Below are 24,799 nucleotides of genomic sequence, written 5' to 3'. Positions count from 1 at the left end.
CTTCGCGGCATTCGGCCGTAAGTGTGGCGTAGCGGAGGGTTCGTCCGTGCGGCTGACGTGTCCGCCGAACGAGTGGTGTCGAACGTGTCCTGACCGGACCGGTCTACGCCGACCGGTGGGCGTCCAGGAAGGCTTCGAGGCCCGCCAGGTCGTCCGTGTTGAGGTGGTCCACGTCCGCGGCGACCAGTTCGCCCCACAGCGCGTCCCGGGCCGGGCCCGCCACGTCGGGCGTCGCCCAGAACCGCACCCTCTGCCCGCGTCCGTGGGCCGTCGAGACGATCTGGCGCAGCTTCGCGCGCTCGGTGTCCGGGAACGGGCCGACGCCCTGCCAGGTGAAGTTGAGCGTCCAGTTGTCGGAGATCAGCGGGATGAAGGAGGCGGGCGCGGGCGTCGCGCTGACGAGGTCGGCGAGCCGGCCGTCGTAGAAGGCGCGCCGCACGCTCTGCGCCTCCATGGGCACCCGGGCGGCCCGGTCCCCGGAGATCACGGCCGTGACCGCGCCCGGGTACACCCGGCCGTGCGCGTACGTCGTGAACAGGTTCCGGTAGCGCCGCAGATGGCGGTCGAGTTCGAGGTATGTCGACGCGCCCTCGGTCTTGAGGTCGATGAGCAGTTGCAGCGGCTTGCGGTGACCCCGGTACACCGAACCGTGGTTCGTCCGGACGCGGGCGGCGAGCGGGTCCAGGTAGAGGGATTCGAGGGTGCGGGTGGGGTCGAGGTCGGCGGCGTCGTGGGCGACGAGCAGCTGGTCGCCGACGAGGAAGATGTCGGCCTCGACGCTGCCGAAGCGGTGGTCGAGGGCGTCGAGGAGGGGGCGCGGGTGCTCGTAGTCGTTGTGCGCGTGGGCGCGCCACAGCGGGCGCGGGCGGTGCTTCTGTTCGCCGGCCAGCGCGCTCGTGCCGGGCAGGGCGACCGCGCCCGCGAGGGCGGCGCCGAGGGTGGTGAGAGCTCTGCGGCGGGTGGTGAGGGCCATGCTCTGCCTTCCGGGTGGGGCCGGTTACGGACTCAGCGAGTATGCGAGCCGGAAGAGGCCGATGAGCAGGGCCGTGCGGGGAGTTGGCCGGACCGCCGTCGTTCGTTCACCTGCGTCGCTGTGCGCACATGCGAAAGCCCGCCCCAGGTGGGGCGGGCTTTCCCTGTTCTTCTCCGGTCGTACGTCAGGGGGCTCGGAGGTCGACGAGTTCGGCGAGGGCTGCCCGGTGGGCGCCCGCCGTGCCGTACGCGATCGAGTCGGCCTTCGCCCGCTTCAGATACAGGTGGACCGGGTGCTCCCAGGTCATGCCGATCCCGCCGTGCAGTTGCAGCGCCTCCTCGGCCGCGTGCACGGCCACGGGCGCCGCGAACGCCTGCGCGACGGCGACCGCCACATCGGCGTCGTCGCTGCCGGTGGCGAGCGCGTCCGCCGCGTTCCGGGCGGCCGCCCGGAGGTTGACGATCTCCAGCCACAGCTGCGCGAGGCGGTGCTTGAGCGCCTGGAAGCCGCCGACGGGCCGGTTGAACTGCTTGCGCTCCTTGAGGTAGCGGACCGTCTCGGTCAACGTCCAGTCCGCGAGGCCGAGTTGCTCGGAGGCCAGGAGCCCGGCTCCGGCCCGCAGGGCACGGCGTACGGCGGGCTCGGCGTCCCCGAGGAGACGGCCCCGCGCCCCGTCGAGCACCACCTCGGCCAGCGGCCGGGTGAGGTCCAGGGACACCTGCGGGGTGACGGTCGCGGCCGAGGCGTCGACCACGTACAGGCCGCCGTCGTCGGCGGGCACCAGCAGCACATCGGCGACGGCCGCGTCCGCGATGCCGGTCAACTCCCCGTGCAGGGCGCCGTCTTCGAACCGTACGACCTTGTAGGCGCTCCCCGCGGGGAGGTTCAGAGCGACGGCCAGGACGCCGATCTTCCGGCCGGAGGCCAGGTCGGCGAGCAGGTCGTCGGCGCCACCGGCGAGCAGGGCCTCGGTGGCGACGACGGCGCTCGTGAGGAACGGCACCGGCGCGACCGCACGCCCCAACTCCTCCAGGACCACGGCGGCTTCGCGGTGCGTGGCGCCCTGGCCGCCCTGCTCCTCGGGGACGAGCAGCCCGGCGAGGCCCATGCCGTCGGCGAGCAGCTTCCACAGTTCGCGGTCGTGCGGGGCGTCCGACTCGACGCGCGCGATGACGCCCGCCGCGTCGCAGTGGTCGGCCAGCAGATCGCGGACGGCCGCGCGGAGGGCCTCTTCCTCCTCGGAGTAGAGAAGATCCGTCATCGGGCGAGGTCCTTCCAGGCGACGTCCTTGTCGGTGCGCGGCTCGCTGGGCAGGCCCAGGACGCGCTCGGCGACGATGTTCAGCAGGACCTCGGTGGTCCCGCCCTCGATGCTGTTGCCCTTGGAGCGGAGGTAGCGGTAGCCGGCGTCGCGGCCGACGAAGTCGACCAGTTCCGGGCGCCGCATGGTCCAGTCGTCGTACAACAGGCCTTCCTCGCCGCGGAGTTCGACCTCCAGGCCGCTGATCTCCTGGTTGAGGCGGGCGAAGGCGAGCTTCATGCCGGCGCCCTCGGGGCCGGGCTGTCCGACGACGAGCTGCTGGCGCAGCCGCTCCGCCGTGAGCCGGGCGGCCTCGGCCTCGACCCACAGCTTCAGGAGCCGCTGGTGGAGGTCGTGCGTGCGCAGTTCGGGGCGTTCGCGCCAGGTCTTGGAGACCGGGCCGATCATGCCGCCCTCGCGGGGCAGCCGCATACCGCCGATGGCGACGCGTTCGTTGTTCAGCGTGGTCTGCGCGACCTTCCAGCCGTCGCCGACCTCGCCGAGGCGACGTGAGTCCGGGATCCGCACGTCGGTGATGAACACCTCGTTGAACTCGGCCTCACCGGTGACCTGGCGCAGGGGCCGGACCTCGACGCCCGGGTCGGTCATGTCGCAGATGAAGTAGGTGATGCCGCGGTGCTTGGGCACGTCCGGGTCGGTGCGGGCGATGAGGATGGCCCAGCGGGCGATGTGCGCGCTGGACGTCCACACCTTCTGGCCGTTGACGACCCACTCGTCGCCCTCACGAACGGCACGCGTGCCGAGCGCGGCGAGGTCGGAGCCGGCGCCGGGCTCGCTGAAGAGCTGGCACCAGACCTCCTCGCCGGTCCACAGCGGCCGCAGGTACCGGCGCTTCTGCTCCTGTGTGCCGTAGGCGAGAATCGTCGGCGCGGCCATGCCGAGGCCGATACCGATGCGCCGCGGGTCGTTGTCGGGGGCGCCTTCCGCCTCCAGGTCCGCGTCCACCACGGCCTGGAGGGAGCGCGGGGCGCCGAGGCCGCCGAGCCCTTCGGGGTAGTGCACCCAGGCGAGCCCCGCGTCGAAGCGGGCACGCAGGAAGTCCACGCGGTCGGTGGTGGCGGGCGGATACGCGGCCAGCAACTCGGCGGTGCGGCGCCTGAGTTCAGCTGCGTCGGTCATGCGGCGGCTCCGTTCTCCAGCGAGGGCACTACGACGACCCGGCCCGTGGTGACGCCGTCCGCGACGCGCTGCACGGCGGCCGCGGCCCCGTCGAGCGGCGCGCGCTCGCTCACCAGCGGCCTGACGACGCCCCGGGCCGCCAGTTCGGTGAGCTGCTCGTGGCAGTGCTGGACCAGCTTCGGGTTCTTGGTGTTGTACAGGCCCCAGTGCAGACCGAGGATCGAGTAGTTCTTGACGAGGGCGTGGTTGAGGCCGGGGCTGGGGATCGTCCCGCTGGCGAAGCCGACGACCACGATGCGCCCTTCGAAGGCGACGACCTTGGTCGACTGCGTGTAGGCCTCGCCGCCCACGGGGTCGTAGATCACGTCCGCGCCCCGGCCTCCGGTGGCCTCCTTAACGGCGGCGACGACGTCCTCGCTCCGCCGGTCGACCACCACGTCGCAGCCCAACTCCCGGGCCACGGCGGCCTTGTCGGCGCCGCCGACGACACCGATGACCGTCGCGCCGGCCGCCTTGCCGAGCTGCACGGCCGCGCTGCCGACCCCTCCGGCGGCAGCGTGGACGAGCAGGGTCTCCCCGGCTTCGAGACGGGCCCGGCGGTGGAGGCCGAACCAGCCCGTCTGGTAGCCGATGTGCAGGGCCGCGGCTTCGGCGTCGTCCAGCGCCTCGGGCGCGGGCAGCAGAGCGGCGGCGTCGGCGACCGCGTACTCGGCGAGACCGCCGTACGGCAGCGCGGGGTTGGCGATGACCCGGCGGCCGTCCTCGGTCTCGCCGCAGATCTCCACGCCCGGGGTGAACGGCAGCGGCGGCCTGACCTGGTAGTGCCCCCGGCACATCAGCGCGTCCGGGAAGTTGATGTTCGCGGCGCGCACCTTCAGCAGGACCTGGCCGTCACCGGGAGTGGGCCGCTCCACGTCCTGGAGCCGCATCACCTCGCTCGGCTCGCCGTTCTCGTGCACTTGCCATGCCTGCATGCGGTGCCTCCACGGGACTGCTTCGTCGGACCGGGGTCGACTGTTCCACTGCATACTAAGCGGTCGCTTGCCCTCCGGGGAACAGCCGGGGACCAGGAGCGTGCGTCACGACCGCGCGGGCTTGGCCCGTACGTGGATCCGCTCCCCCTGCGGCCCGAACAGACTGAGGAACTCCACCGGCCCCTCCCCCGTCGAACCGAACCAGTGCGGGACCCGGGTGTCGAACTCGGCGGCCTCCCCGGCGACCATCACCACATCATGCTCGCCGAGCACGACCCGCAGTTTCCCGGACATCACATACAGCCACTCGTAGCCCTCGTGGGTGCGCGGCTCCGGCTCCTGCTGCGACTGGGGCACGAGGACCTTGAAGGCCTGGAGACCGCCCGGTTGCCGGGTGAGCGGCCAGTACGTGCGCCCGTGCCGCACGATCGCCTTCGACCGGACCCTGGGATCGCCGACCGGCGGCTCCCCGATCAGCTCGTCCAACGGCACCTGATGCGCCCGCGCGATCGGCAGCAGCAGTTCCAGGCTGGGCTTGCGCAGCCCCGACTCCAGCCGCGACAGGGTGCTCACCGAGATCCCGGTCGCCTCCGACAGCCCGGCGAGCGTCGCTCCCCGCTCCTTGCGGATCCGGCGCAGCCGCGGCCCGACCCCGGCGAGAACCTCGTCCGTCCCCTCGTCCGTCCCCTCGCTCATCCCGCTCTCCTCACCCATGCTCTCCCTCACTCATGCCGATATTGCAGTTTCGGCAAAGGTGTTTGTCAATGCCGCAGGGCTCGGGCGACTCTCGTCGTGGAGGTGGTCACCATGACCGAGCAGTACGAAGTGATCGTCATCGGCGGCGGCGCGGCCGGACTCTCCGCCGCCCTGGTCCTCGGCCGGGCCCGGCGCCGCACCCTGGTCGTCGACGCGGGCGAGCCCCGCAACGCGCCCGCCGCGCACATGCAGGGCTATCTGTCGCGGGACGGGATGCCGCCGGCCGATTTCCTGGCCGTCGGCCGGGAGGAGATCGCCCGGTACGGCGTCGACCTGGTCCGGGGCCGGGCGGTGGACGCCACCCGGAATGAGGACGGACAGACCTTCATCGTGACCCTCGCGGACGGCCGAGCGGTGCGCGCCCGGCGTCTGGTCGTCGCCACCGGCCTGAAGGACGAACTCCCCGCCGTCCCCGGCGTCGCCGAGCGCTTCGGCCGGGACGTCCTCCACTGCCCGTACTGCCACGGCTGGGAGGTCCGCGACGAGCCCTTCGGCGTACTCGCCACGACCCCGATGAGCGTCCACCAGGCCCTGATGGTCTCCCAGTGGTCCAAGGACGTGACCCTCTTCCTGCACACCGTCACCGAGGCCGAACTCTCCGACGACGACCTGCGCCGCCTCGCCGCGGCCGGGGTCTCCGTGGTCCCCGGTGAGGTCGCGAGCCTCGTCGTGGAAGACGACCGCCTCACCGGCGTCCGACTCGCGGACGGCACGACGCACGCCCGCTCCGTGCTGTTCACGGCTCCCCGCCCGATCCCGCAGACGGGTCTGCTGGACAGACTGGGCGCCAAGCTGAACGAGACCCCGTTCGGCTCGTACCCCCTGGTCGACCCGACCGGCCTGACCACCGTCCCCGGCGTCTGGGCGGCCGGCAACGCGATGGGCTTCTCCGAACAGGTGATCAACGCGGCGTCGGCCGGTTACCGCGCGGGCGCCACGATCAACGGAGAACTCCTGATGACGGACCTGGACACGGCCTGATCGATCGGCCCGAAGGGCCTTCGAGGGGCGCGGGGAACTGCGCGACAAGCCACGACGAACCCGCACCCGCCGAACCACACACAGCCCCCACCCAATAGGCGCCCGGCGAAACTCCGTAGGAGCATGGCTGCATGCTCTTCGCCCGCCTCGCCCGCGTGTCGCAGGAGGTCGCCGCCACCTCGGCCCGGTCCCGGAAGACCGCCCTGCTCGCCGACCTGTTCCGGGACGCCGACGCGGCGGACGTACCGATCGTCATCCCGTATCTCGCGGGCCGACTGCCGCAGGGCCGCCTGGGCATCGGCTGGAAGGTCCTGAACCAGCAGATCCCGCCGGCCACCGAGCCCACCCTCACCGTGCGTGAGGTCGACGCCCGGCTGACAGCGATCGGCGGCGCCACCGGCGCCGGTTCGCAGGCCGAACGCAGGCGCCTGGTGGGCGAGTTGCTGGCGGCGGCCACCGAGGACGAACAGCGGTACCTCTTCGGGCTGCTCACCGGCGAGGTCCGGCAGGGCGCGCTGGAAGCGGTCGCCGTGGAGGGGCTGGCGGGGGCCACCGGCGCGCCCGCCGCCGACGTACGCCGCGCGGTGATGCTCGCCGGATCGCTCCAGACCGTGGCGCAGGCCCTGCTGGCGGAGGGCCCGTCGGCCCTCGAAGGGTTCCGGCTCACCGTCGGCCGGCCCGTCCTGCCGATGCTGGCGCACAGCGCGTCCTCGGTCACGGAGGCCGTGGCGAAGCTGGGCGCGTGCGCGGTGGAGGAGAAGCTGGACGGCATCCGCGTCCAGGTCCACCGCGACGGCGACGACGTACGGCTGTACACCCGCACCCTGGACGACATCACCGACCGGCTGCCCGAACTCACCGCCGCGGCCCTGGCGTTGAAGGGCGAGCGGTTCATCCTCGACGGGGAGGTGATCGCGTTCGACGAGGACGGACGGCCGCGTTCCTTCCAGGAGACCGCCGGGCGGGTCGGCTCGCGGGTGGACGTGGCGACGGTGGCCGGGCAGGTGCCCGTCTCCCCGGTCTTCTTCGACGCGCTCTCCGTCGACGGCCACGACCTCCTCGACCTGCCCTTCACCGACCGCCACAGCGAACTGGCCCGTCTGGTCCCCGAACCGGTGCGGGTCAGGCGCACCCTCGTGGCCGGCCCCGACGACCTCCCCGAGGCGGAGAGGTTCCTCACCGACACACTCGCCCGGGGCCACGAGGGCGTCGTGCTGAAAGCCCTCGACGCCCCCTACAGCGCGGGCCGGCGCGGGGCCTCCTGGCTGAAGGTCAAGCCCGTGCACACCCTCGACCTGGTGGTCCTGGCCGCCGAGTGGGGCCACGGCCGCCGCACCGGCAAGCTCTCCAACCTCCACCTGGGCGCCCGCACCGCCGACGGGTCCTTCGCCATGCTCGGCAAGACCTTCAAGGGCATGACCGACGCGCTGTTGAGCTGGCAGACCGAGCGGCTGAGGGAGCTGGCCGTGGAGGAGCACGGCTGGGGCGTGACCGTACGCCCCGAACTCGTCGTCGAGATCGCCTACGACGGCCTGCAGCGCTCCACCCGCTACCCGGCCGGCGTCACCCTCCGCTTCGCCCGCGTGGTCCGCTATCGCGAGGACAAGACCCCGGCGGAGGCCGATACGGTCGAGACCCTGCTCGCCGCGCACCCCGAGGTGACCCGTTGACGACGCCCAGACGCAGTGCCGGTCTGCTGCTGTACCGCCGCACCGAGCACGGCGTCGAGGTGCTGCTCGGCCATATGGGCGGCCCGTTCTTCGCGCGGAAGGACGCGGGGGCCTGGAGCGTGCCGAAGGGCGAGTATGAGCCGGACGAGCCCGCCTGGGAGGCGGCGCGCCGGGAGTTCCAGGAGGAGCTGGGGCTGCCGCCGCCCGACGGGGAGGCCGTACCGCTGGGCGAGGTGCGGCAGTCGAACGGCAAGCTCGTCACGGCCTGGGCGATCGAGGCGGATCTCGACCCGGTGACCGTCGTGCCGGGCACCTTCCGGATGGAGTGGCCGCCGAGATCGGGGCAGGTGCAGGAGTTCCCTGAGCTGGACCGGGTGGAGTGGCTGGACCTGGAGCGGGCCCGGGCGGTGATCGTGAAGGCGCAGGCCGCGTTTCTCGACCGGCTCATGGAGCACTCGGGCTGAGCCCGCGTTGCGGTGGCCACCACGGCGCGGGAAGGTCGAAGTGCAGCCCGTCCTGGAGGAGGCCAGCCATGCCCATCGCCACGGTGAACCCGGCGAACGGCGAGACACTCAAGACGTACGACGCCCTGGGCGAGGAGGAGATCGAGCGCCGCCTCGCGACCGCCGACAGCACGTTCCGTACGTACCGGACGACGTCCTTCGCGGAACGCGCCCGGCTGATGCACCGGGCGGCCGAACTCCTGGACGAGGACGCGGAGGACGTCGCCCGGGTGATGACGACCGAGATGGGCAAGCCGGTCAAGCAGGCCCGCGCCGAGGCCGCCAAGTGCGCGAAGGCGATGCGCTGGTACGCCGAGCACGCCGAGGTGCTGCTCACCGACGTGGAGCCCTCCGCCTCGGACGTGAAGGACTCGGGCGCCTCCCGCGCCCTGGTCCGCTACCGGCCGCTCGGCCCGGTGCTCGCCGTGATGCCGTGGAACTTCCCGCTCTGGCAGGTGATCCGCTTCGCCGCGCCCGCCCTGATGGCGGGCAACGTCGGTCTGCTCAAGCACGCCTCCAACGTCCCCCAGACCGCGCTCTACCTGGAGGACCTCTTCCACCGGGCGGGCTACCCCGAGGGCTGCTTCCAGACCCTGCTCATCGGCTCCGGCGCGGTGGAGGACATCCTGCGCGACCCTCGCGTGCAGGCCGCCACCCTCACCGGCAGCGAACCCGCCGGCCGGGCGGTCGCCTCGGTCGCCGGGGACGAGGTCAAGAAGACGGTCCTGGAACTGGGCGGCAGCGACCCCTACGTCGTCCTCCCCTCCGCCGACCTCGACCGGGCGGCGAAGGTCGCCGTGACGGCCCGGGTGCAGAACAACGGGCAGTCCTGCATCGCCGCCAAGCGGTTCATCGTGCACGCCGACGTGTACGACGCCTTCACCGAGCGCTTCGTGGCGGGCATGCGGGCGTTGAAGGTCGGCGATCCGCTGGAGGAGGACACCGACGTCGGTCCGCTCTCCAGCGAGCAGGGCCGCGAGGACCTTCAGCAGCTGGTCGACGAGGCCGTGGAGAGCGGCGCCACGGTCCTGTGCGGCGCCGAGCGCCCCGACCGGCCCGGCTGGTACTACCCGCCGACCGTCCTCGCCGACATCGCCCCCGAGATGCGCATCCACCACGAGGAGGCCTTCGGTCCGGTCGCCACGCTGTACCGGGTCGACGGACTCGACGAAGCGATCGCGATCGCCAACGACACGCCCTTCGGACTGAGCTCGAACGTGTGGACGCGGGACGCCGCCGAGATCGACCGCTTCGTCCGCGATCTCGACGCCGGAGCGGTCTACGTCAACGGGATGACCGCCTCCCACCCGGCGTTCCCGTTCGGCGGGGTCAAGCGGTCCGGATACGGGCGTGAGCTGTCGGGACACGGAATCCGCGAGTTCTGCAACATCACCACCGTATGGCACGGGGCGTGAGCGTTCCGCGGCTACCATCCCCGTTGTGAACCGCGAAGTGACTCTGCCTCTGATCGTCGACGACCGCGGGACCTTGCAGGTGTCTGCGGCCGATGTGAGCAAACTGCTGCGAACGGTGGGCGGACGCTGGCTGCACCTGGTGGAGGCGGGCGAGGACGGGCTGGACGAGGACACGGTCGCCGCCCTGACGATCGAGCTCGCGAAGCTGGCCGACCGCATCGACGTCGCCTGCATCGCGCACAGCAGCGGGGCCGCCTCCGGCTAGGGCGCCGTTCTGAGGTTGTACGTCGACCGCGGGTTGTGTGTGGTTGCTCGCGCCCACGCGGCGGAGCCGCATATGGATACAGCCCCGCGCCCCTGAAGGGGCGCGAGTCTGCGGGCGCGCCCTCGGCGCTACCGAATGGGCATCCCCGACAAGGTCCGGGCGATCACGAGCCGCTGCACCTCACTCGTCCCCTCGAAGATCGTGTAGATCGCCGCGTCGCGATGCATGCGCTCCACCGGGTACTCACGGGTGTAGCCGTTGCCACCCAGTATCTGGATGGCCTGGGCCGTGACCTTCTTCGCGGTCTCGCTCGCGAAGAGCTTCGACTGGGACCCCTCGGCCGCGGTGAACGGCTTGCCGTTGACCGCCATCCAGGACGCCCGCCACACCAGCAGCCGCGCCGCGTCGACGGACGTCCGCATGTCCGCGAGCTGGAAGGCGACGCCCTGGTTGTCGATGATGGGCCGCCCGAACTGCTCGCGGGTCTTGGCGTAGTCGAGGGCCACCTCGTACGCGGCCCGGGCGGTGCCCACGGCCATGGCACCCACGGCCGGGCGGGACGCCTCGAAGGTGGCCATCGCCGCGTTCTTCACCCGCTCACCGCCGGTCTTCGCCCGCTCGCGGGCCCGCGCCAGACGCTCGTCGAGCTTCTCCTTGCCGCCGAGGAGGCAGGAACCGGGGATGCGCACGCCCTCCAGGACGACCTCGGCGGTGTGGGAGGCGCGGATGCCGTGCTTCTTGAACTTCTGGCCCTGGGACAGGCCCGGCGTGTTCGGCGGGACGATGAAGGACGCATGGCCCTTGGAGCCCAGCTCGGGGTCGACCACGGCGACGACGACGTGGACATTGGCGATACCGCCGTTGGTCGCCCAGGTCTTCGTGCCGTTGAGGACCCACTCGTCCTTGGCCTCGTCGTACACGGCACGGGTGCGCATGGAGGCCACGTCGGAACCGGCGTCGGGCTCGGAGGAGCAGAACGCGGCGACCTTGACATCGTTGGCATCGCCGTACATCTGGGGGATCCAGGTGCCGATCTGCTCCTCGGTGCCGTTGGCGAGGACGCCCACGGCGGCCAGACCGGTGCCGACTATGGAGAGGGCTATGCCCGCGTCGCCCCAGAACAGCTCCTCCATGGCCATGGGGATGCCGAGGCCGGTGGGGTCGAAGTACTGCTGGGCGTAGAAGTCGAGGGAGTAGATGCCGACCTTGGCGGCCTCCTGGATCACCGGCCAGGGGGTCTCCTCGCGCTCGTCCCACTCGGCGGCCGCGGGGCGGATCACATCGGCGGCGAACCCGTGGAGCCAGTCGCGGACCTCTCGCTGTTCCTCGTTGAGTTCCATGGTGAACTCGGCCATGACGCGCCTCCAGCACTGCACTAAGATGTTACCTGCGGTAACTCGAGTCTGTTACCGGTCGGTAGGAAATGTCAACTCCCGGGCCGGGCTCGGCAGCCCGTTCGATCGGGTCGTGCCAATCAGTGTTAGTTTGCGCAGGCGTCACCGAAATCAGTACCTGGGGGAGAGACTCATGGACACCACGCGGCGAACCGACCAGGAACGGTCCGCCGACCGCCGTCGGCGCGAGTTGCTGGAAGCCGCTGACAGAGTCGTGCTCCGCGACGGCCCCGGTGCGTCGATGAACGCCATCGCCGCCGAGGCCGGCATCACCAAGCCGATTCTCTACCGCCACTTCGGCGACAAGAGCGGACTGTACGCCGCCCTCGCCCAGCGGCACACCGACGCTCTCCTCGACGCCCTGCGCGCCGCGCTGGACGCCCCGGCGGAGCGCCGCGAACGCGTCGAGGCGACCCTCGACACCTATCTGACGGCCATCGAGGCCCGCCCCCAGGTGTACCGCTTCCTCATGCACCCCGCCGAGGGCGGCCAGCCCGGCGACCAGGGCTTCGACATCGGCAAGCACTCCGCCCCCCTGCTCCGCCGCATGGGCGAGGAACTCGGCAAGGTCATAGAGGACCGCGTCGACCTCGGCCCCGACAGCCGCCAACTCGCCCGCGTCTGGGGCCACGGCATCGTAGGCATGATGCACGCGGCGGGCGACTGGTGGCTCGGCGAACGCCCGTGCACGAGGGCGGAGCTGGTCCGCAGCCTGGCAGACCTGCTGTGGGGCCGCCTGGCGGCGGCGGGAGACAAGGTGGGCGGTCCGGGTTTCTAGAGGGTTCCTTACTCACGTAGCTGGGGATCGCGCCCCTGAAGGGGCGCGGGGAACTGCGCGACCAGCCACAACGCACCCGCACCCGCCGACGAACTCACCGCCCCCACGACGCCTTCGCGACCTTCCTCATCACGCGAGAACGACGCCACCCACTCAGCCGGTCCACATACACCCGGCCCTCAAGGTGATCACACTCATGCTGAAGACACCGCGCGAAGAACCCACTCCCCCACACCCGCACCCGCTCCCCGTCCACCGTGACCCCCTCCACCACCGCCTCGTCGTACCGCTCGACCCCCGCCTCCAGCCCCGGCAACGACAGACACCCCTCAGGCCCCCGCAGCACGATCCCCTCCGCCGAGACGAGCCGAGGATTCACCACATGCCCGACATGCCGCACATCCTCGTCGTCCGGGCAGTCGTACACGAAGACCCGCAACCCCCGGCCCACCTGGTTCGCGGCGAGCCCCACCCCTCGCGCGTGGTACATCGTCGCGAACATATCCTCCACAAGGCACGCCAGTTCGGGCCCGAAGTCCGTCACCTCCTCACAAGGAGCGCGCAATACGGGGTCCCCGAGCAGTGTCATGGGAAGAACGCGCCCTCGGGCGCCCGGAATCGAGCCTTGTCGCATGGCCGCAAGAGTACGTTCGCACCCGATTTAGCCGGTCCAGCCAGTGCAACGCCCCGGTCGAGATTCGGGCGCATGAGTGGATCTCGATAGGCTTCGGTTCACACGTTGCCGGGACTGGGCGCGGCGCTGTACGCAAGGAGGATCGAGAACTGATGGCAGGCAACTCGGACCCGCTTACGCCGCGGGCCAAGCTGGCCGTGACGGCGGGCAAGGCGGTCGCGGCGGCATCGCGTGCCGCGGGGCGCGGTAGCGGATCTGTGATCGGCGGCCGGGTGGCACTCAAACTCGACCCCGACCTCCTCGCCCGGCTCGCGCAGAGCCTGGACGTGATCCTGGTCTCCGCCACCAACGGCAAGACCACCACGACCCGGCTGATCGCGGAGGCGCTGCGCGCCGCGGGCCCGGTCGTCTCGAACGCGCTCGGCGCCAACATGCCCGCGGGCATCACCTCGGCGCTCGCCGGGAACTCGGACGCCAAGTTCGCGGTCATCGAGGTCGACGAGAAGTACCTCGCCGGTGTCGCGCGGGACACCGACCCCAAGTGCATCGCGCTGCTCAACCTCTCCCGCGACCAGCTCGACCGCGCCGCCGAGACCCGCATGATGGCGGAGGCGTGGCGGGAGGGCCTGGCCGGCACGAAGTCCGTCGTCGTGGCCAACTGCGACGACCCGCTGATCGTGTGGGCCGCGTCGTCCTCCCCGAACGTGATCTGGGTCGCCGTCGGCCAGATGTGGAAGGACGACGCCTGGTCCTGCCCGTCCTGCGGCGGTGTGATGCAGCGGCCCGGCGACGACTGGTTCTGCGGTGAGTGCGGTTTCCGCCGCCCCACGCCGAGCTGGGCGCTCTCCGGCGATCACGTCCTCGACCCGCACGGCTCGGCCTGGCCGATCCACCTCCAGCTGCCGGGCCGCGCCAACAAGGCGAATGCCGCCTCGTCGGCCGCCACCGCCGCCGTCTTCGGGGTGCCGCCGCAGGTCGCCCTGGAACGCATGTACCAGGTACAGGCGGTGGCCGGGCGGTACGACGTGGTGCAGTTCATGCAGCGCGATCTGCGGCTGCTGCTCGCCAAGAACCCGGCGGGCTGGCTGGAGACGTTCTCGCTGATCGACCCGCCGCCGTCGCCGGTGATCCTTTCGGTGAACGCGCGCGGCGCCGACGGAACCGACACCTCCTGGCTGTGGGACGTCGACTACACACGGCTGACCGGCCACCCGATCTTCGTGCTCGGCGACCGCAAGCTCGACCTCGCGGTGCGCCTGGAAGTGGCCAACCAGCACTTCCAGGTCTGCGAGAACCTCGACCAGGCGGTGCAGATGTGCCCGCCCGGCCGGATCGAGGTCATCGCCAACTACACCGCGTTCCAGGACCTGCGCCGCCGCGTGGGCAACTGAGCACCCGACCACGACCGACTCTGAGGGGCACCGACTTCATGAGTGACAACAGCCTGCGGATCGTCTGGGTCTACCCGGACCTGCTCAGCACCTACGGCGACCAGGGCAACGTCCTCGTCGTGGAGCGCCGGGCGCGGCAGCGCGGCCTGGACGTGGCGCGGCTGGACGTGCGCAGCGACCAGCCGATCCCCACCTCCGGCGACATCTATCTGATCGGCGGCGGCGAGGACCGTCCGCAGCGGCTCGCCGCCGAGCGGCTGCGCCGCGACGCGCATCTGTACCGGGCCGTGGAGAACGGCGCGATCGTCTTCGCGGTGTGCGCCGGCTACCAGATCCTCGGCCACGAGTTCGTCAACGACCTCGGGCAGCGCGAGCCCGGCCTCGGCCTGCTCGATGTGACCACGGTCCGCGGCGAGGGCGAGCGGTGCGTCGGCGACGTCCTCGGGGACATCGACCCGCGCCTCGGTCTGCCCCCGCTGACCGGGTTCGAGAACCACCAGGGCGTCACCCAGCTCGGCCCCACCGCCCGCCCGTTCGCGAACGTGCGGCTCGGCAAGGGCAACGGCACGGGCGACGGCACGGAGGGCGCGTACAACGACACCGTGTTCGGCACGTACATGCACGGGCCGGTGCTCGCGCGGAACCCGCAGATCGCCGACCTGCTGCTGAAGCTGGCGCTCGACGTGAACGCACTGCCGCCGACCGACGACCGCTGGTTCGAGGCGCTCCGCAACGAGCGGATCTCGGCGGCGACACAGCCCGCGTAACGCGGTCGGTGAGGCGCCCCGAGGAGCCTGAGAAACGGTTCCTCAGCGCCCGCACCAAGGCCCTTCCGGAAGGACCTCCGCTCACGTGTGAAAGCCCGTCTGACCAGGCCTCCGCTCACCTGTGCGGGGCCGTCCAGCAGGCGGACGCCGTCTACGGCCCCGCCCCCTGCCGCCGGTAGGGTGGCGGGGATTCCAGCCGGACAACGCGGTCCGGTCCCCGGCCCACGTCGAGAAGGTATTCGGGCTATGCGTATTGGTGTCCTCACGTCCGGCGGCGACTGCCCCGGGCTGAACGCCGTCATCCGGTCCGTCGTGCACCGTGCCGTCGTCGACCACGGCGACGAGGTCATCGGCTTCCGGGACGGCTGGAAAGGTCTCCTGGACGGCGACTACCTCAAGCTCGACCTGGACGCGGTGGCCGGCATTCTCGCCCGCGGCGGCACGATCCTCGGTTCCTCCCGGGTCCAGCCCTCCCATCTGCGGGACGGGGTGGTGCGGGCGAAGGGCCATGTCGAGGAGCTCGGTCTCGACGCGATCATCCCCATCGGCGGTGAGGGCACGCTCAAGGCGGCCCGGCTGATGTCGGACAGCGGTCTGCCGATCGTGGGTGTGCCGAAGACCATCGACAACGACATCGCGGTCACGGACGTCACGTTCGGCTTCGACACGGCCGTGGGGGTCGCCACCGAGGCCCTGGACCGGCTGAAGACCACCGCCGAGTCCCACCAGCGGGTCCTGGTCGTGGAGGTCATGGGCCGCCACACCGGGTGGATCGCGCTCCACTCCGGCATGGCGGCCGGCGCGCACGCCATCGTCGTACCGGAACGGCCCTTCGACATCGAGGAGTTGGCCACGAAGGTGGCCGAGCGGTTCTCGGCGGGCAAGCGGTTCGCGATCGTCGTGGCGGCGGAGGGGGCCAAGCCGAAGGCCGGGTCGATGCGGTTCGACGAGGGCGGCAAGGACATCTACGGGCACGAGCGGTTCGCCGGGATCGCGCGGCAGCTCTCGGTCGAGTTGGAGACGCGGCTCGGGAAAGAGGCTCGGCCGGTGATCCTGGGGCATGTGCAGCGGGGTGGTACGCCGACCGCGTACGACCGGGTGCTGGCGACTCGTTTCGGATGGCATGCGGTGGAGGCTGTGCACCGGAGGGAGTTCGGGAAGATGACGGCGCTTCGGGGGACGGACATCGTGATGGTGCCGCTGGCTGAGGCGGTGGAGACGTTGAAGACGGTGCCGGAGGAGCGGTACGCGGAAGCGGAGTGCGTACTCTGAGTTCCGACCAAGAGCTCGATCCAGCAGGCGGTTCGTCGGCTTACGGATGGTTCGTGGTTGATCGCGCAGTTCCCCGCGCCCCTTAGGTCGGCTGCTCTGCCCCCGGTCGTGATCGCGACCGGGGGCGGTTCTACTCTTGGGGCGGACGTACAGCGCTCAACCCCCACGAAACAGGAGCCGGCGGATGGACCACAGCGGGCATGGTATGGGGCTTTTGCCCTTCACCCTTGGGCGGGGACTCGCGTGGTCGGCTGACCCGTTCTTCCTTGTCGCCTGTCTGGTGGGACTGGCCCTGTACGGCTGGGGCGTCGTGCGGCTCGTGCGGCGGGGGGACAAGTGGCCGGTGGGGCGTACGGTCGCGTTCGTCCTCGGTGTGCTGCTGGTGATGCTGGTGACGTGTACCGGGCTGAACGACTACGGCATGGTCATGTTCAGCGTGCACATGGTGCAGCACATGGTGATCAGCATGCTGGCGCCGATCCTGCTGTTGCTGGGGGCGCCGATGACGTTGGCGCTGCGGGCGCTGCCGGTGGCGGGCAAGGGGCGGAAGGGGCCGCGTGAGCTGCTGCTGATGTTCCTGCACAGCTGGTACATGAAGATCGTCACGCACCCGGCGTTCACGATCCCGATGTTCATCGCGAGCCTGTACGCGCTGTACTTCACCCCGATGTTCGACTTCCTGATGGGGTCGAAGCCGGGGCACATCGTGATGATGACGCACTTCCTCGCGGTGGGTCTGTTCTTCTTCTGGCCGATCATGGGCGTGGACCCGGGACCGCACCGGCCGGGGTATCTGATGCGGATGCTGGAGCTGTTCGCGGGCATGCCGTTCCATGCGTTCTTCGGCATCGCGCTGATGATGGCGTCCACGCCGATGGTGAAGACGTACGAGAACCCGCCCGCCTCCCTCGGTATCGACGCGCTCGCCGACCAGAACGCGGCCGGCGGCATCGCCTGGGCGTTCAGCGAGATCCCCTCGGTGCTCGTGCTGCTGGCGCTGCTCTTCCAGTGGTACGGCTCCGAGCAGCGGCAGGCCAAGCGCGAGGACCGCGCGGCCGACCGGGACGGCGACAAGGAACTCGAGGCGTACAACGCCTATCTGGCCTCACTCAACGCACGTAGTCGCTGAGCCACATTTCTTTTTCGTGCCCCAATTCCTTTCTTTGGCCACACGACCGCACTCCTCTTTTTTTTCCTTGACTCAAAGGCTTTGCCCTTCAGTAGCATGATGCGTGAGCCCCGCTTCCGCTCTGCGGGGTGACGGGGGAAACCGCCGGGGGGAGCGGTCATGACCATGCACGCATGCTTGCGAACGTGTTTGCGAAAAGCGGGGAAATCGGCGGCCCGGAGGATCGCGGTCCTCCTGGTGGGCGTGGTGATACTCAGCGGCTGCGGCGACTCGGCCCCGTCGATACTCGCCGTGAAGGCGGTGGCCGCGGGGGTGCCGTCCCTCGCACCCTTCTTCGACGAGGGCGAACAGTTGGGCCGGGACGAGCCCGACCTCAGGTCCCTGGAGCCGCACAGCGGTCTGCAGCAGGGCAACACGCCCGGCCTGTACGGGGGCACACAGAAGCCGAAGGTCTGTGACGTCCGTAAGCTGGAGGATTTCCTCACCGCCCCCGAGAACAAGAATAAGGCTCAGGAATGGGCCCGGATCGTCGGCATCAAAGTCGACGGCATCGGGAATTATCTCGACAAACTCACACCCGTTCTCCTGCGCCACGACACGCTCGTGAAGAACCACGACTACAAGAAGGGCAAGGCCGTCCCCTTCGACGCGCTGCTGGAAGCCGGTATCGCGGTATTGGTCGACGAACAGGGCCTGCCCGCCGTGAAGTGCAGCTGCGGAAATCCGCTGCGCGCCTTCGACGAGGACCCCGACGACATCAAGGTGGAGTTCGCCGGGGACAACGACAAGTGGGACGGCTACGAGGAGTCCGCGGTGGTCGTCGTCAAGCCCGCTCCCGAGCAGCTGAAGGAGATCAAGCTCGTCGACGTCGAGGACCCGGACCAGGGCATCAGCCGGGAGGTCGGCACCACGGGCGAGTCCGACAAGACGTTCGATACGCGTGCGCGCCACGCCGTACCGAACGTGCGGGGGATGACCTTCGGCGAGGCCGGCGCGGCCATGGCGGACAAGGGCCTGGCGGTGACGGTCGCCGGGGACGAGATGCCGCCGGGTGACGCGCCGGTGACCGGGTCGAGCCCCGGGCCGGGCACCGAGCTGGAGTTCGGTGCGGCGGTGGCGCTGCACGTGGACTGGCCGGGAGCGTCGTCCGAGGAGAGCACGGACGATACGGGGGCCGGGTCCGAACCCGGCTCAGAGTCCGGCTCCGGGTCCGGGTCGGGGTCGGGGTCGGGGTCCGGCTCTGATTCCGGCTCCCCCGGGACGGGTCCGAGCTCGACCGGACCCTCGGACTCGGACTCGGACTCGGACGGCTCGTCGTCGGGCGGGTCGCCGTCGGCGAGCGAGTCGACGCCGACGGGCCAGAACACGACGCCCTCGGGCGGGGGATCGGACCCGACGGACGGCGGGTCGTCGCCGACGGACGAGACCACTCCCCCGCCGACGGGCGGTACGTCGCTGACACCGTCGCCGTCCAAGTCCTCCGAGAAGCCGTCACCGGCCCCCACACCCACCTCCACCGCGCCTTCGACGCCGCCCAGCCCCACCAAGTCGAGTACGCCGCCGACGACTCCCGACCCCGAGCCGACCCCGCCTGAGGACAGCGGCCCGCCCCCCGACACCCCGACGTCGCGCGCTCCCGAGCCACCCAGCGATCCGCCGTCCGACCAACCGGGGGATCCGGGGAGTCCTGGGGATCCGAGCGATTCGGGTGATCCGGGAGACCCGGGAGACCCGGGCGATCCCGTCGAGGAACCGGCCCAGTCCGTGTGGATCTGAATCCTGGGAGTGACCGATGCAGTCAGGAGCACCGCATTCGGGAGTCGGCCGGGTCATCGCCGACCGCTACCTCCTGCTGAACCGGCTGGGCAGCGGCGGCATGGGCCATGTCTGGCTGGCGCACGACCGCCAGCTCGACTGCGAGGTGGCGCTCAAGGAGATCGTGTTCCGCAATCCGGGCGAGGCCGAGCGGGAGCGCACGGCCCGGGTGGCCCGCGCCCGGGCCGAGGCCCGGCACGCCGCCGGGCTGCGCCACCACCCGAACGTCGTCACCGTGCACGACGTCCTGGAACACGACGAACTGCCGTGGATCGTCATGGAGTACGTGCCGGGCGCCCTCGACCTGAAGGCGCTCGTCACCCAGCGCGGCCCCCTCGCGCCCGCCGAGTGCGCCCGGATCGGGCTCGCCGTGCTGGACGCGCTGACCGCCGGGCACGAGCGCGGCATCATGCACCGGGACGTCAAGCCGGCCAACATCCTGCTCGCCCCGGACCGCACCGGATCGCCGTACGCACGCGTCCTCCTCACCGACTACGGCATCTCCGTCCAGCCCGACACCCAGGAGACCCGCTACACCCGCACGCACGTCCTGGTCGGGACCGCCGGATATCTGGCGCCCGAGCGGGCCCAGGGCGGGCCGCCGACCGCCGCGGCCGACCTGTTCTCGCTGGGCTGCACGCTGTACTACGCCGTCGAGGGGTACGGGCCCTTCGACCGCGACTCGGAGATCGCGGCCCTGACGGCGATCGTGCTGGAGGAACCGCGCCCCGTGCTGCGGGCGGGCGCGCTGGAGCCGGTGCTGGCCGCCATGCTCGCCAAGGATCCCGTGCACCGGATCACCGCCGTCGAGACCGAGGCCGCGCTCTCCGCGATCGTCACACCCCAGGCTCACCCCCGCACCGAGCCCGACCTGGGCTCACAGCCGCAGTGGGCGAGCGAGCCGACGCACACGGCCGAGCCGGAGATCCCCGTCGTCCCGCGCGTTCCGCACGAGACACCGTGGTACGCGCCGTCGGCCGGGCACGGCGGTCAGGACGCCTGGTCCCCGGCGGAGCGCCGGACGTCCGGCGCGGAGGGCTTCGGTCCTCCCCCGCGCACCACCGGTGCCGGCTCCGGCGGGCGGCGCCGCCGGCACCGCAGCCGGGCCCTCCTCGCGGGCATGGCCACCACCCTCGGCCTGGCCCTCGTGGTCGGCGGGACCTGGTACGCCATGGGGAACATGACGGACCTGCCGGGCGGGCTGGGCGGCAGCGGTGCCACCGGGGGTGAGGCGCTGCCGTACGGGAAGGCCGTGGGGCTGGCGGAGGCGCTGCGGGACGGCGACTGCGTGGACGCCACCTGGAAGGACACACCGTTCGCCGACACGCCTCGGCTCACGGTCCTGCCGCGGTGCGAGAGCACCGCCACGGACGGTCAGGTCATGGCGTTCTACGAGGCCTCGTCGGCCGAGGACGCCCGCGCCAGCGGAGTCACGCAGTGCGAGCAGCTCACCCAGGAGGCTCGCGAGAGGCTCGTGGACATCCGCACCTACGCGGTCGTCCCGTCCACCGACGGCTTCGACGCCGCCGGGCACCGCGTCGCCTGTCTGCTGATGGGCGAACGCAGGCCGGTGTACGGGCCGATAGGCCACCATCGCCGGCTGGGGACGGTGTTCAACGACACGGCCACCCTGCAGAAGCAGGACTGTCTCGACACCATCAACGAGAACAAGGCCAAGCTCGTCTCGTGCCAGGAGCGCCACCGGCAGAAGGTGCTCGGATTCCTGGAGATGAGCCCGCAGACCACCTATGCGAGGGCATCGGGGACCGCCTCCGAAGCCTGCGCGAAGGAAGTGCGGCCGCAGGACTACGGGTATGAGCCGAGCCGTGTCCTGTCCGGCTCCTGGATCAGCGAGGACGGCTGGAAAAAGGGAGCACATTACGTCGTCTGCACTGTCATTTCCGCCAGTGGGGGCACCATGGAGGGAGAAGAAGCCTGAGGAAGGGTGTTGCGATGCCCGGTTCGACGAAGGCCATGGGGGTGCTCACCGTCGGTGGGCTGGTCGTGGTGACGGCCTACACGGTGGCGCTCGGCAGCAACGGCTGGCTGTGGTTCGGATGGGTCGTCCTGGGCCTGCTGACGCTGGGGATGGTGGCGTCGCGCACCTGAGGCTCACGCCCTGTGATCCTCAGGTTCGGGGTATTCCCCCGTCCGGGTGCACGCCCGGCTGGTACTTGGGCAGCCGGGCGGTGATCTTCATGCCCGCGCCGACCGCGGTCTCTATGACGAGGCCGTGGTCGTCGCCGTACACCTGGCGGAGCCGCTCGTCGACGTTGCTGAGGCCGATGCCGCCCGAGGGGCTGCTCTCGCCGGCGAGGATGCGGCGGAGCACCGCGGGGTCCATGCCCACGCCGTCGTCCTCGATGACGACGAGCGCCTCGGCGCCCGCGTCCTGGGCGGTGATGCTGATGTGGCTCTTGCCTGCGGCACTCACAGTCCTGCCTTCGAGGCCGTGTTTCACCGCGTTCTCCACCAGGGGCTGGAGGCAGAGGAAGGGCAGGGTGACCGGCAGTACCTCGGGGGCTATCTGAAGCGTGACCGAGAGGCGGTCGCCGAAGCGGGCCCGGACCAGCGCCAGGTAGTGGTCGATGGCGTGGAGTTCCTCGGCGAGGGTGGTGAAGTCGCCGTGTCTGCGGAACGAGTAGCGGGTGAAGTCGGCGAATTCCAGGAGGAGTTCGCGAGCGCGCTCGGGGTCCGTGCGGACGAACGAGGCGATCACCGCGAGCGAGTTGAAGATGAAGTGCGGGGAGATCTGGGCGCGCAGGGCCTTGATCTCGGCCTCTATCAGCCGGGTGCGGGACTGGTCCAGATCGGCCAGTTCGAGCTGGACGGAGACCCAGCGGGCGACCTCCCCCGCGGCCCGTACGAGGACGGCGGACTCGTGCGGCGCGCAGGCGACGAGCGCCCCGTGGACGCGGTCGTCGACGGTGAGCGGGGCGACGACGGCCCAGCGCACCGGGCAGTCGAGGATGTCGCAGGTCAGCCGGAAGGCCTCGCCCCGGCCGGTTTCCAGGGGGCCCGCCAGCCGTCCCATGATCTCGGCGCGGTGGTGCTCCGCCACGCCCTCCCAGGCGAGGACCGACTCGTGGTCGGTGAGACAGAGCGCGTCCGTGCCGAGCAGGGTGCGCAGCCGTTTGGCGGATCTGCGGGCCGTCTCCTCGGTGAGCCCGGCGCGCAGTGGGGGCGCGGCGAGCGTGGCGGTGTGCAGGGTCTGGAAGGTGGCGTGCTCGACGGGCGTGCCGAGTCCGCCGAGGCTGCTGCGGGGCCGCGCCGTACGGCGGCCGAGCCAGAATCCGGCCGCGAGCATCGGGAGGACGGCCACGAAGAACCCCGCCAGGAACCCACTCACTTCACCGCTCATCGTTCACCTCCTGCATGTGGTACACCGCTCACCGCCCGCGGGTTCCCTTCCGCCGATCCGCACCGCCGTCGCAGTCGGACCGATCCGCACCGCCGTCGCAGTGCGACCGATCCTCACCGCCGCCACAGTTCGACCTCCTTGGTCGCCGCGCGCGTCCGGCCGCCGACCAGTTCCTCCGGGAGGTGGAAGCGGGCCAGGATCGCCGGTGTCTCCGCCGGGACCTTGCCGGGAGTGGCCAGGGAGACCAGGACCATCGTGAGGAAGCCGAGGGGCACGGACCAGAGGGCGGGCCAGGCCAGCAAGGCGTGCAGGGTGCCGGTGCCGGGGTATCCGGCCATGGTCGCGGCGACCGCGAGGAGGGCCGCGCCGCCGCCGACGAGCATGCCCGCGGCGGCGCCCGGCGGAGTGAGGCGCCGCCACCAGATGCCGAGGACGAGCAGCGGGCAGAAGGACGAGGCGGACACGGCGAAGGCGAGCCCGACCGCGTCGGCGACGGGCAGCCCGCCGACCAGGCCGCTCGCCGCGAGCGGTACGGCCATGGCGAGGACCGTACCGAGCCGGAAGTGCTGTACGCCGCGTGCGGGCAGGACGTCCTGGGTGAGCACACCCGCGACCGCCATGGTCAGCCCCGACGCGGTGGACAGGAACGCTGCGAACGCGCCGCCCGCGACCAGTGCGCCGAGCAGGTCGCCGCCGAGGCCGCCGATCATGCGGTCCGGGAGGAGCAGTACGGCCGCGTCGGCGTCACCGGTGAGGGCGAGGTCGGGGGCGTAGAGCCTGCCGAGGGCCCCGTAGAGCGGCGGCAGGAGGTAGAAGGCGCCGATCAGGCCGAGGACGACGACGGTGGTGCGGCGGGCGGCGACGCCGTGCGGGCTGGTGTAGAAGCGGACGACGACGTGGGGCAGGCCCATGGTGCCGAGGAAGGTGGCGAGGATCAGCCCGTAGGTGGCGTACAGAGGGCGTTCCTCGCGGCCCTCGGCGAGGGAGGTGGACATGCCGCCGTTGCTGCCGCGGTCGGCGACGGGGACGGTGTCGCCCTTGGTGAAGGTCAGGCGGGTGCCCCGGTCGATGCGGTGGGTGCCGGTGGGCAGGTCGACGCGCTTGTCGTCGTAGGGGCGGCCGTCGATCGTGCCGGAGGCGGTGACGGTCAGGGGGCCCGCGAGCTTCAGGTCGAGGGTCTCGTCGATGCGGACGACGCGTTGTTCACGGAACGTCGCGGGCTCGTCGAAGGCGTGGCGCGGGGCGCCGTCGCCCTGCCAGGCGAGGACGAGGAAGAGCGCGGGGACCAGCAGGGCGGTGAGCTTGAGCCAGTACTGGAAGGCCTGGACGAAGGTGATGCTGCGCATGCCGCCGGCGGCGACCGTGGCGGAGACGACGACGGCGACGATGACGCCGCCGAGCCACTCGGGCGCGTCGGTGAGCACGTTCAGGGTCAGCCCGGCCCCCTGGAGCTGGGGCAGCAGGTAGAGCCAGCCGACGCCGACCACGAAGGCCCCGGCGAGCCGTCGCACGGTCTTGGAGGCGAGCCGGGCCTCGGCGAAGTCCGGCAGGGTGTAGGCGCCCGAGCGGCGCAGCGGGGCGGCGACGAAGAGGAGGAGGACGAGATAGCCGGCGGTGTAGCCGACCGGGTACCAGAGCATGTCGGGGCCCTGGACCAGGACGAGGCCCGCGATGCCGAGGAAGGAGGCGGCGGAGAGGTACTCGCCGCTGATCGCGGCCGCGTTGAGGCGGGGGCCTACGGTGCGGGAGGCGACGTAGAAGTCGGAGGTGGTCCGGGAGATGCGCAGGCCGAAGGCGCCGACGAAGACGGTCGCCACGACGACGAGGGCGACCGCGGGGACGGCGTAGTTCTCGTTCATGTCCTGCTTCCGGTCTGCTCGTCCACGGTGTGTCTCACTCGTCCACGGTGTGTCTCAACGGTCCTCGACGAGCCGTACGAGGTCCTGCTCGTTGCGTTCGGCGCGGTGTACGTGCCAGCGGGCGAGGAGGACCAGCGGCGGGTAGACGCCGAAGCCGAGGAGGGCCCATTCCAGGCCCGCGCCGTCCGGCATCGCGGCGAAGACCAGGGGCAGCGGGGCGACCAGCAGCACGAGGACCGCGAACACGGCGAGAGCGGCGCGGAGTTGGCTGCGCATGAGGGAGCGGACGTAGGTGTGGCCGAGGGTGGTCTGTTCGTCGATCTCGGTGCGGGGGCGGTGGTAGCCGGTGCTGCGCCGGGTGCGCCGGGGCACACCGGTGACGACGACGCGCCGTTCGGTCGGGTCCTGGGGCATGCCGTGTCC

23 protein-coding genes are annotated in these 24,799 nt (G+C 71.2%); 13 read left to right on the top strand and 10 right to left on the bottom strand.

Going from position 1 to position 24,799, the window contains the following annotated elements; translation table 11 throughout:
• Positions 1–103: 103 nt before the first annotated feature.
• From JIX56_RS39945 to JIX56_RS39925, 5 genes are all read right to left on the bottom strand, one after another.
• A complete protein-coding gene (locus JIX56_RS39945) occupies positions 104–973 on the bottom strand; it encodes a phosphatidylinositol-specific phospholipase C/glycerophosphodiester phosphodiesterase family protein (protein WP_257548328.1) in 870 nt (289 codons plus the stop codon).
• 184 nt (positions 974–1,157) lie between these two features.
• The gene (locus JIX56_RS39940) at positions 1,158–2,234 is read right to left on the bottom strand and encodes an acyl-CoA dehydrogenase family protein (protein WP_257548326.1); all 1,077 of its coding nucleotides are present in this window, start codon (positions 2,232–2,234) and stop codon (positions 1,158–1,160) included.
• Positions 2,231–3,412, bottom strand: coding sequence for an acyl-CoA dehydrogenase family protein (locus tag JIX56_RS39935; RefSeq protein ID WP_257548325.1), 1,182 nt, complete (start codon positions 3,410–3,412; stop codon positions 2,231–2,233). Before JIX56_RS39935 ends, JIX56_RS39940 begins: the two co-directional genes overlap by 4 nt.
• Entirely contained in the window at positions 3,409–4,386 is a 978-nt protein-coding gene (locus JIX56_RS39930; protein ID WP_257548323.1) for an NADPH:quinone oxidoreductase family protein, read from the bottom strand. The genes JIX56_RS39935 and JIX56_RS39930 overlap by 4 nt, the downstream gene beginning before the upstream one ends.
• Before the next feature lie 105 nt (positions 4,387–4,491).
• Positions 4,492–5,082, bottom strand: a complete 591-nt coding sequence (locus JIX56_RS39925; RefSeq protein WP_257548321.1) for a helix-turn-helix domain-containing protein — start codon at positions 5,080–5,082, stop codon at positions 4,492–4,494.
• A gap of 111 nt (positions 5,083–5,193) precedes the next feature.
• Between JIX56_RS39925 and JIX56_RS39920 the strand changes: the two genes are divergently transcribed.
• From JIX56_RS39920 to JIX56_RS39900, 5 genes are all read left to right on the top strand, one after another.
• Positions 5,194–6,123 (top strand): NAD(P)/FAD-dependent oxidoreductase, encoded by a 930-nt coding sequence (locus JIX56_RS39920; protein WP_257548319.1) that lies wholly within the window; start codon positions 5,194–5,196, stop codon positions 6,121–6,123.
• Between the two features lie 131 nt (positions 6,124–6,254).
• Entirely contained in the window at positions 6,255–7,793 is a 1,539-nt protein-coding gene (locus JIX56_RS39915) for an ATP-dependent DNA ligase (RefSeq protein ID WP_257548317.1), read from the top strand.
• Complete coding sequence (locus JIX56_RS39910; protein WP_257548315.1) at positions 7,790–8,257, top strand: NUDIX domain-containing protein; 468 nt, start codon at positions 7,790–7,792, stop codon at positions 8,255–8,257. Before JIX56_RS39915 ends, JIX56_RS39910 begins: the two co-directional genes overlap by 4 nt.
• A 68-nt stretch (positions 8,258–8,325) precedes the next feature.
• Complete coding sequence (locus JIX56_RS39905) at positions 8,326–9,711, top strand: NADP-dependent succinic semialdehyde dehydrogenase (protein ID WP_257548313.1); 1,386 nt, start codon at positions 8,326–8,328, stop codon at positions 9,709–9,711.
• Positions 9,712–9,736: 25 nt separating this feature from the next.
• Entirely contained in the window at positions 9,737–9,976 is a 240-nt protein-coding gene (locus tag JIX56_RS39900; RefSeq protein WP_257548311.1) for a DUF6213 family protein, read from the top strand.
• 128 nt (positions 9,977–10,104) lie between these two features.
• On the opposite strand, the gene JIX56_RS39895 is transcribed toward JIX56_RS39900, so the two are convergent.
• On the bottom strand, positions 10,105–11,331 hold the full coding sequence (locus JIX56_RS39895; RefSeq protein ID WP_257548309.1) for an acyl-CoA dehydrogenase family protein: 1,227 nt from the start codon (positions 11,329–11,331) through the stop codon (positions 10,105–10,107).
• Between the two features lie 172 nt (positions 11,332–11,503).
• Between JIX56_RS39895 and JIX56_RS39890 the strand changes: the two genes are divergently transcribed.
• Positions 11,504–12,148 carry a TetR/AcrR family transcriptional regulator gene (locus tag JIX56_RS39890; protein ID WP_257548307.1) on the top strand — a complete coding sequence of 215 codons (645 nt, stop codon included), beginning with the start codon at positions 11,504–11,506 and terminating at the stop codon, positions 12,146–12,148.
• Positions 12,149–12,242: 94 nt separating this feature from the next.
• Here JIX56_RS39890 and def read toward each other — a convergent pair whose 3' ends face one another.
• On the bottom strand, positions 12,243–12,782 hold the full coding sequence (gene def, locus JIX56_RS39885) for a peptide deformylase (protein ID WP_257548305.1): 540 nt from the start codon (positions 12,780–12,782) through the stop codon (positions 12,243–12,245).
• A 152-nt stretch (positions 12,783–12,934) separates the two neighbouring features.
• Between def and JIX56_RS39880 the strand changes: the two genes are divergently transcribed.
• The 7 genes from JIX56_RS39880 to JIX56_RS39850 all read left to right on the top strand — a co-directional run bounded on the left by JIX56_RS39880 (position 12,935) and on the right by JIX56_RS39850 (position 21,265).
• Positions 12,935–14,173 (top strand): MurT ligase domain-containing protein, encoded by a 1,239-nt coding sequence (locus JIX56_RS39880; RefSeq protein ID WP_257548304.1) that lies wholly within the window; start codon positions 12,935–12,937, stop codon positions 14,171–14,173.
• Positions 14,174–14,211: 38 nt separating this feature from the next.
• Positions 14,212–14,940, top strand: coding sequence for a type 1 glutamine amidotransferase (locus tag JIX56_RS39875; RefSeq protein ID WP_257548302.1), 729 nt, complete (start codon positions 14,212–14,214; stop codon positions 14,938–14,940).
• Positions 14,941–15,186: 246 nt separating this feature from the next.
• Positions 15,187–16,212: a 6-phosphofructokinase gene (locus JIX56_RS39870; protein WP_257548300.1), complete on the top strand. Its 1,026-nt coding sequence runs from the start codon at positions 15,187–15,189 to the stop codon at positions 16,210–16,212.
• 184 nt (positions 16,213–16,396) lie between these two features.
• Entirely contained in the window at positions 16,397–17,341 is a 945-nt protein-coding gene (locus tag JIX56_RS39865; protein ID WP_257548298.1) for a cytochrome c oxidase assembly protein, read from the top strand.
• 243 nt (positions 17,342–17,584) lie between these two features.
• Positions 17,585–19,117, top strand: coding sequence for a PASTA domain-containing protein (locus JIX56_RS39860; RefSeq protein WP_306819906.1), 1,533 nt, complete (start codon positions 17,585–17,587; stop codon positions 19,115–19,117).
• A 16-nt stretch (positions 19,118–19,133) separates the two neighbouring features.
• Positions 19,134–21,095 carry a serine/threonine-protein kinase gene (locus tag JIX56_RS39855; RefSeq protein WP_257548296.1) on the top strand — a complete coding sequence of 654 codons (1,962 nt, stop codon included), beginning with the start codon at positions 19,134–19,136 and terminating at the stop codon, positions 21,093–21,095.
• Between the two features lie 14 nt (positions 21,096–21,109).
• Complete coding sequence (locus JIX56_RS39850; RefSeq protein ID WP_189784987.1) at positions 21,110–21,265, top strand: hypothetical protein; 156 nt, start codon at positions 21,110–21,112, stop codon at positions 21,263–21,265.
• Between the two features lie 19 nt (positions 21,266–21,284).
• Here JIX56_RS39850 and JIX56_RS39845 read toward each other — a convergent pair whose 3' ends face one another.
• The 3 genes from JIX56_RS39845 to JIX56_RS39835 all read right to left on the bottom strand — a co-directional run bounded on the left by JIX56_RS39845 (position 21,285) and on the right by JIX56_RS39835 (position 24,790).
• Positions 21,285–22,505 carry a sensor histidine kinase gene (locus tag JIX56_RS39845; protein ID WP_257551379.1) on the bottom strand — a complete coding sequence of 407 codons (1,221 nt, stop codon included), beginning with the start codon at positions 22,503–22,505 and terminating at the stop codon, positions 21,285–21,287.
• Positions 22,506–22,630: 125 nt separating this feature from the next.
• On the bottom strand, positions 22,631–24,376 hold the full coding sequence (locus JIX56_RS39840; RefSeq protein ID WP_257548295.1) for a sodium/solute symporter: 1,746 nt from the start codon (positions 24,374–24,376) through the stop codon (positions 22,631–22,633).
• 54 nt (positions 24,377–24,430) lie between these two features.
• The gene (locus JIX56_RS39835) at positions 24,431–24,790 is read right to left on the bottom strand and encodes a hypothetical protein (protein ID WP_257548294.1); all 360 of its coding nucleotides are present in this window, start codon (positions 24,788–24,790) and stop codon (positions 24,431–24,433) included.
• Between the last annotated feature and the right edge of the window lie 9 nt (positions 24,791–24,799).

This window comes from Streptomyces sp. CA-210063, assembly GCF_024612015.1.
GTDB lineage: Bacteria > Actinomycetota > Actinomycetes > Streptomycetales > Streptomycetaceae > Streptomyces.
This window is presented reverse-complemented; position numbering and strand designations above follow the sequence as displayed.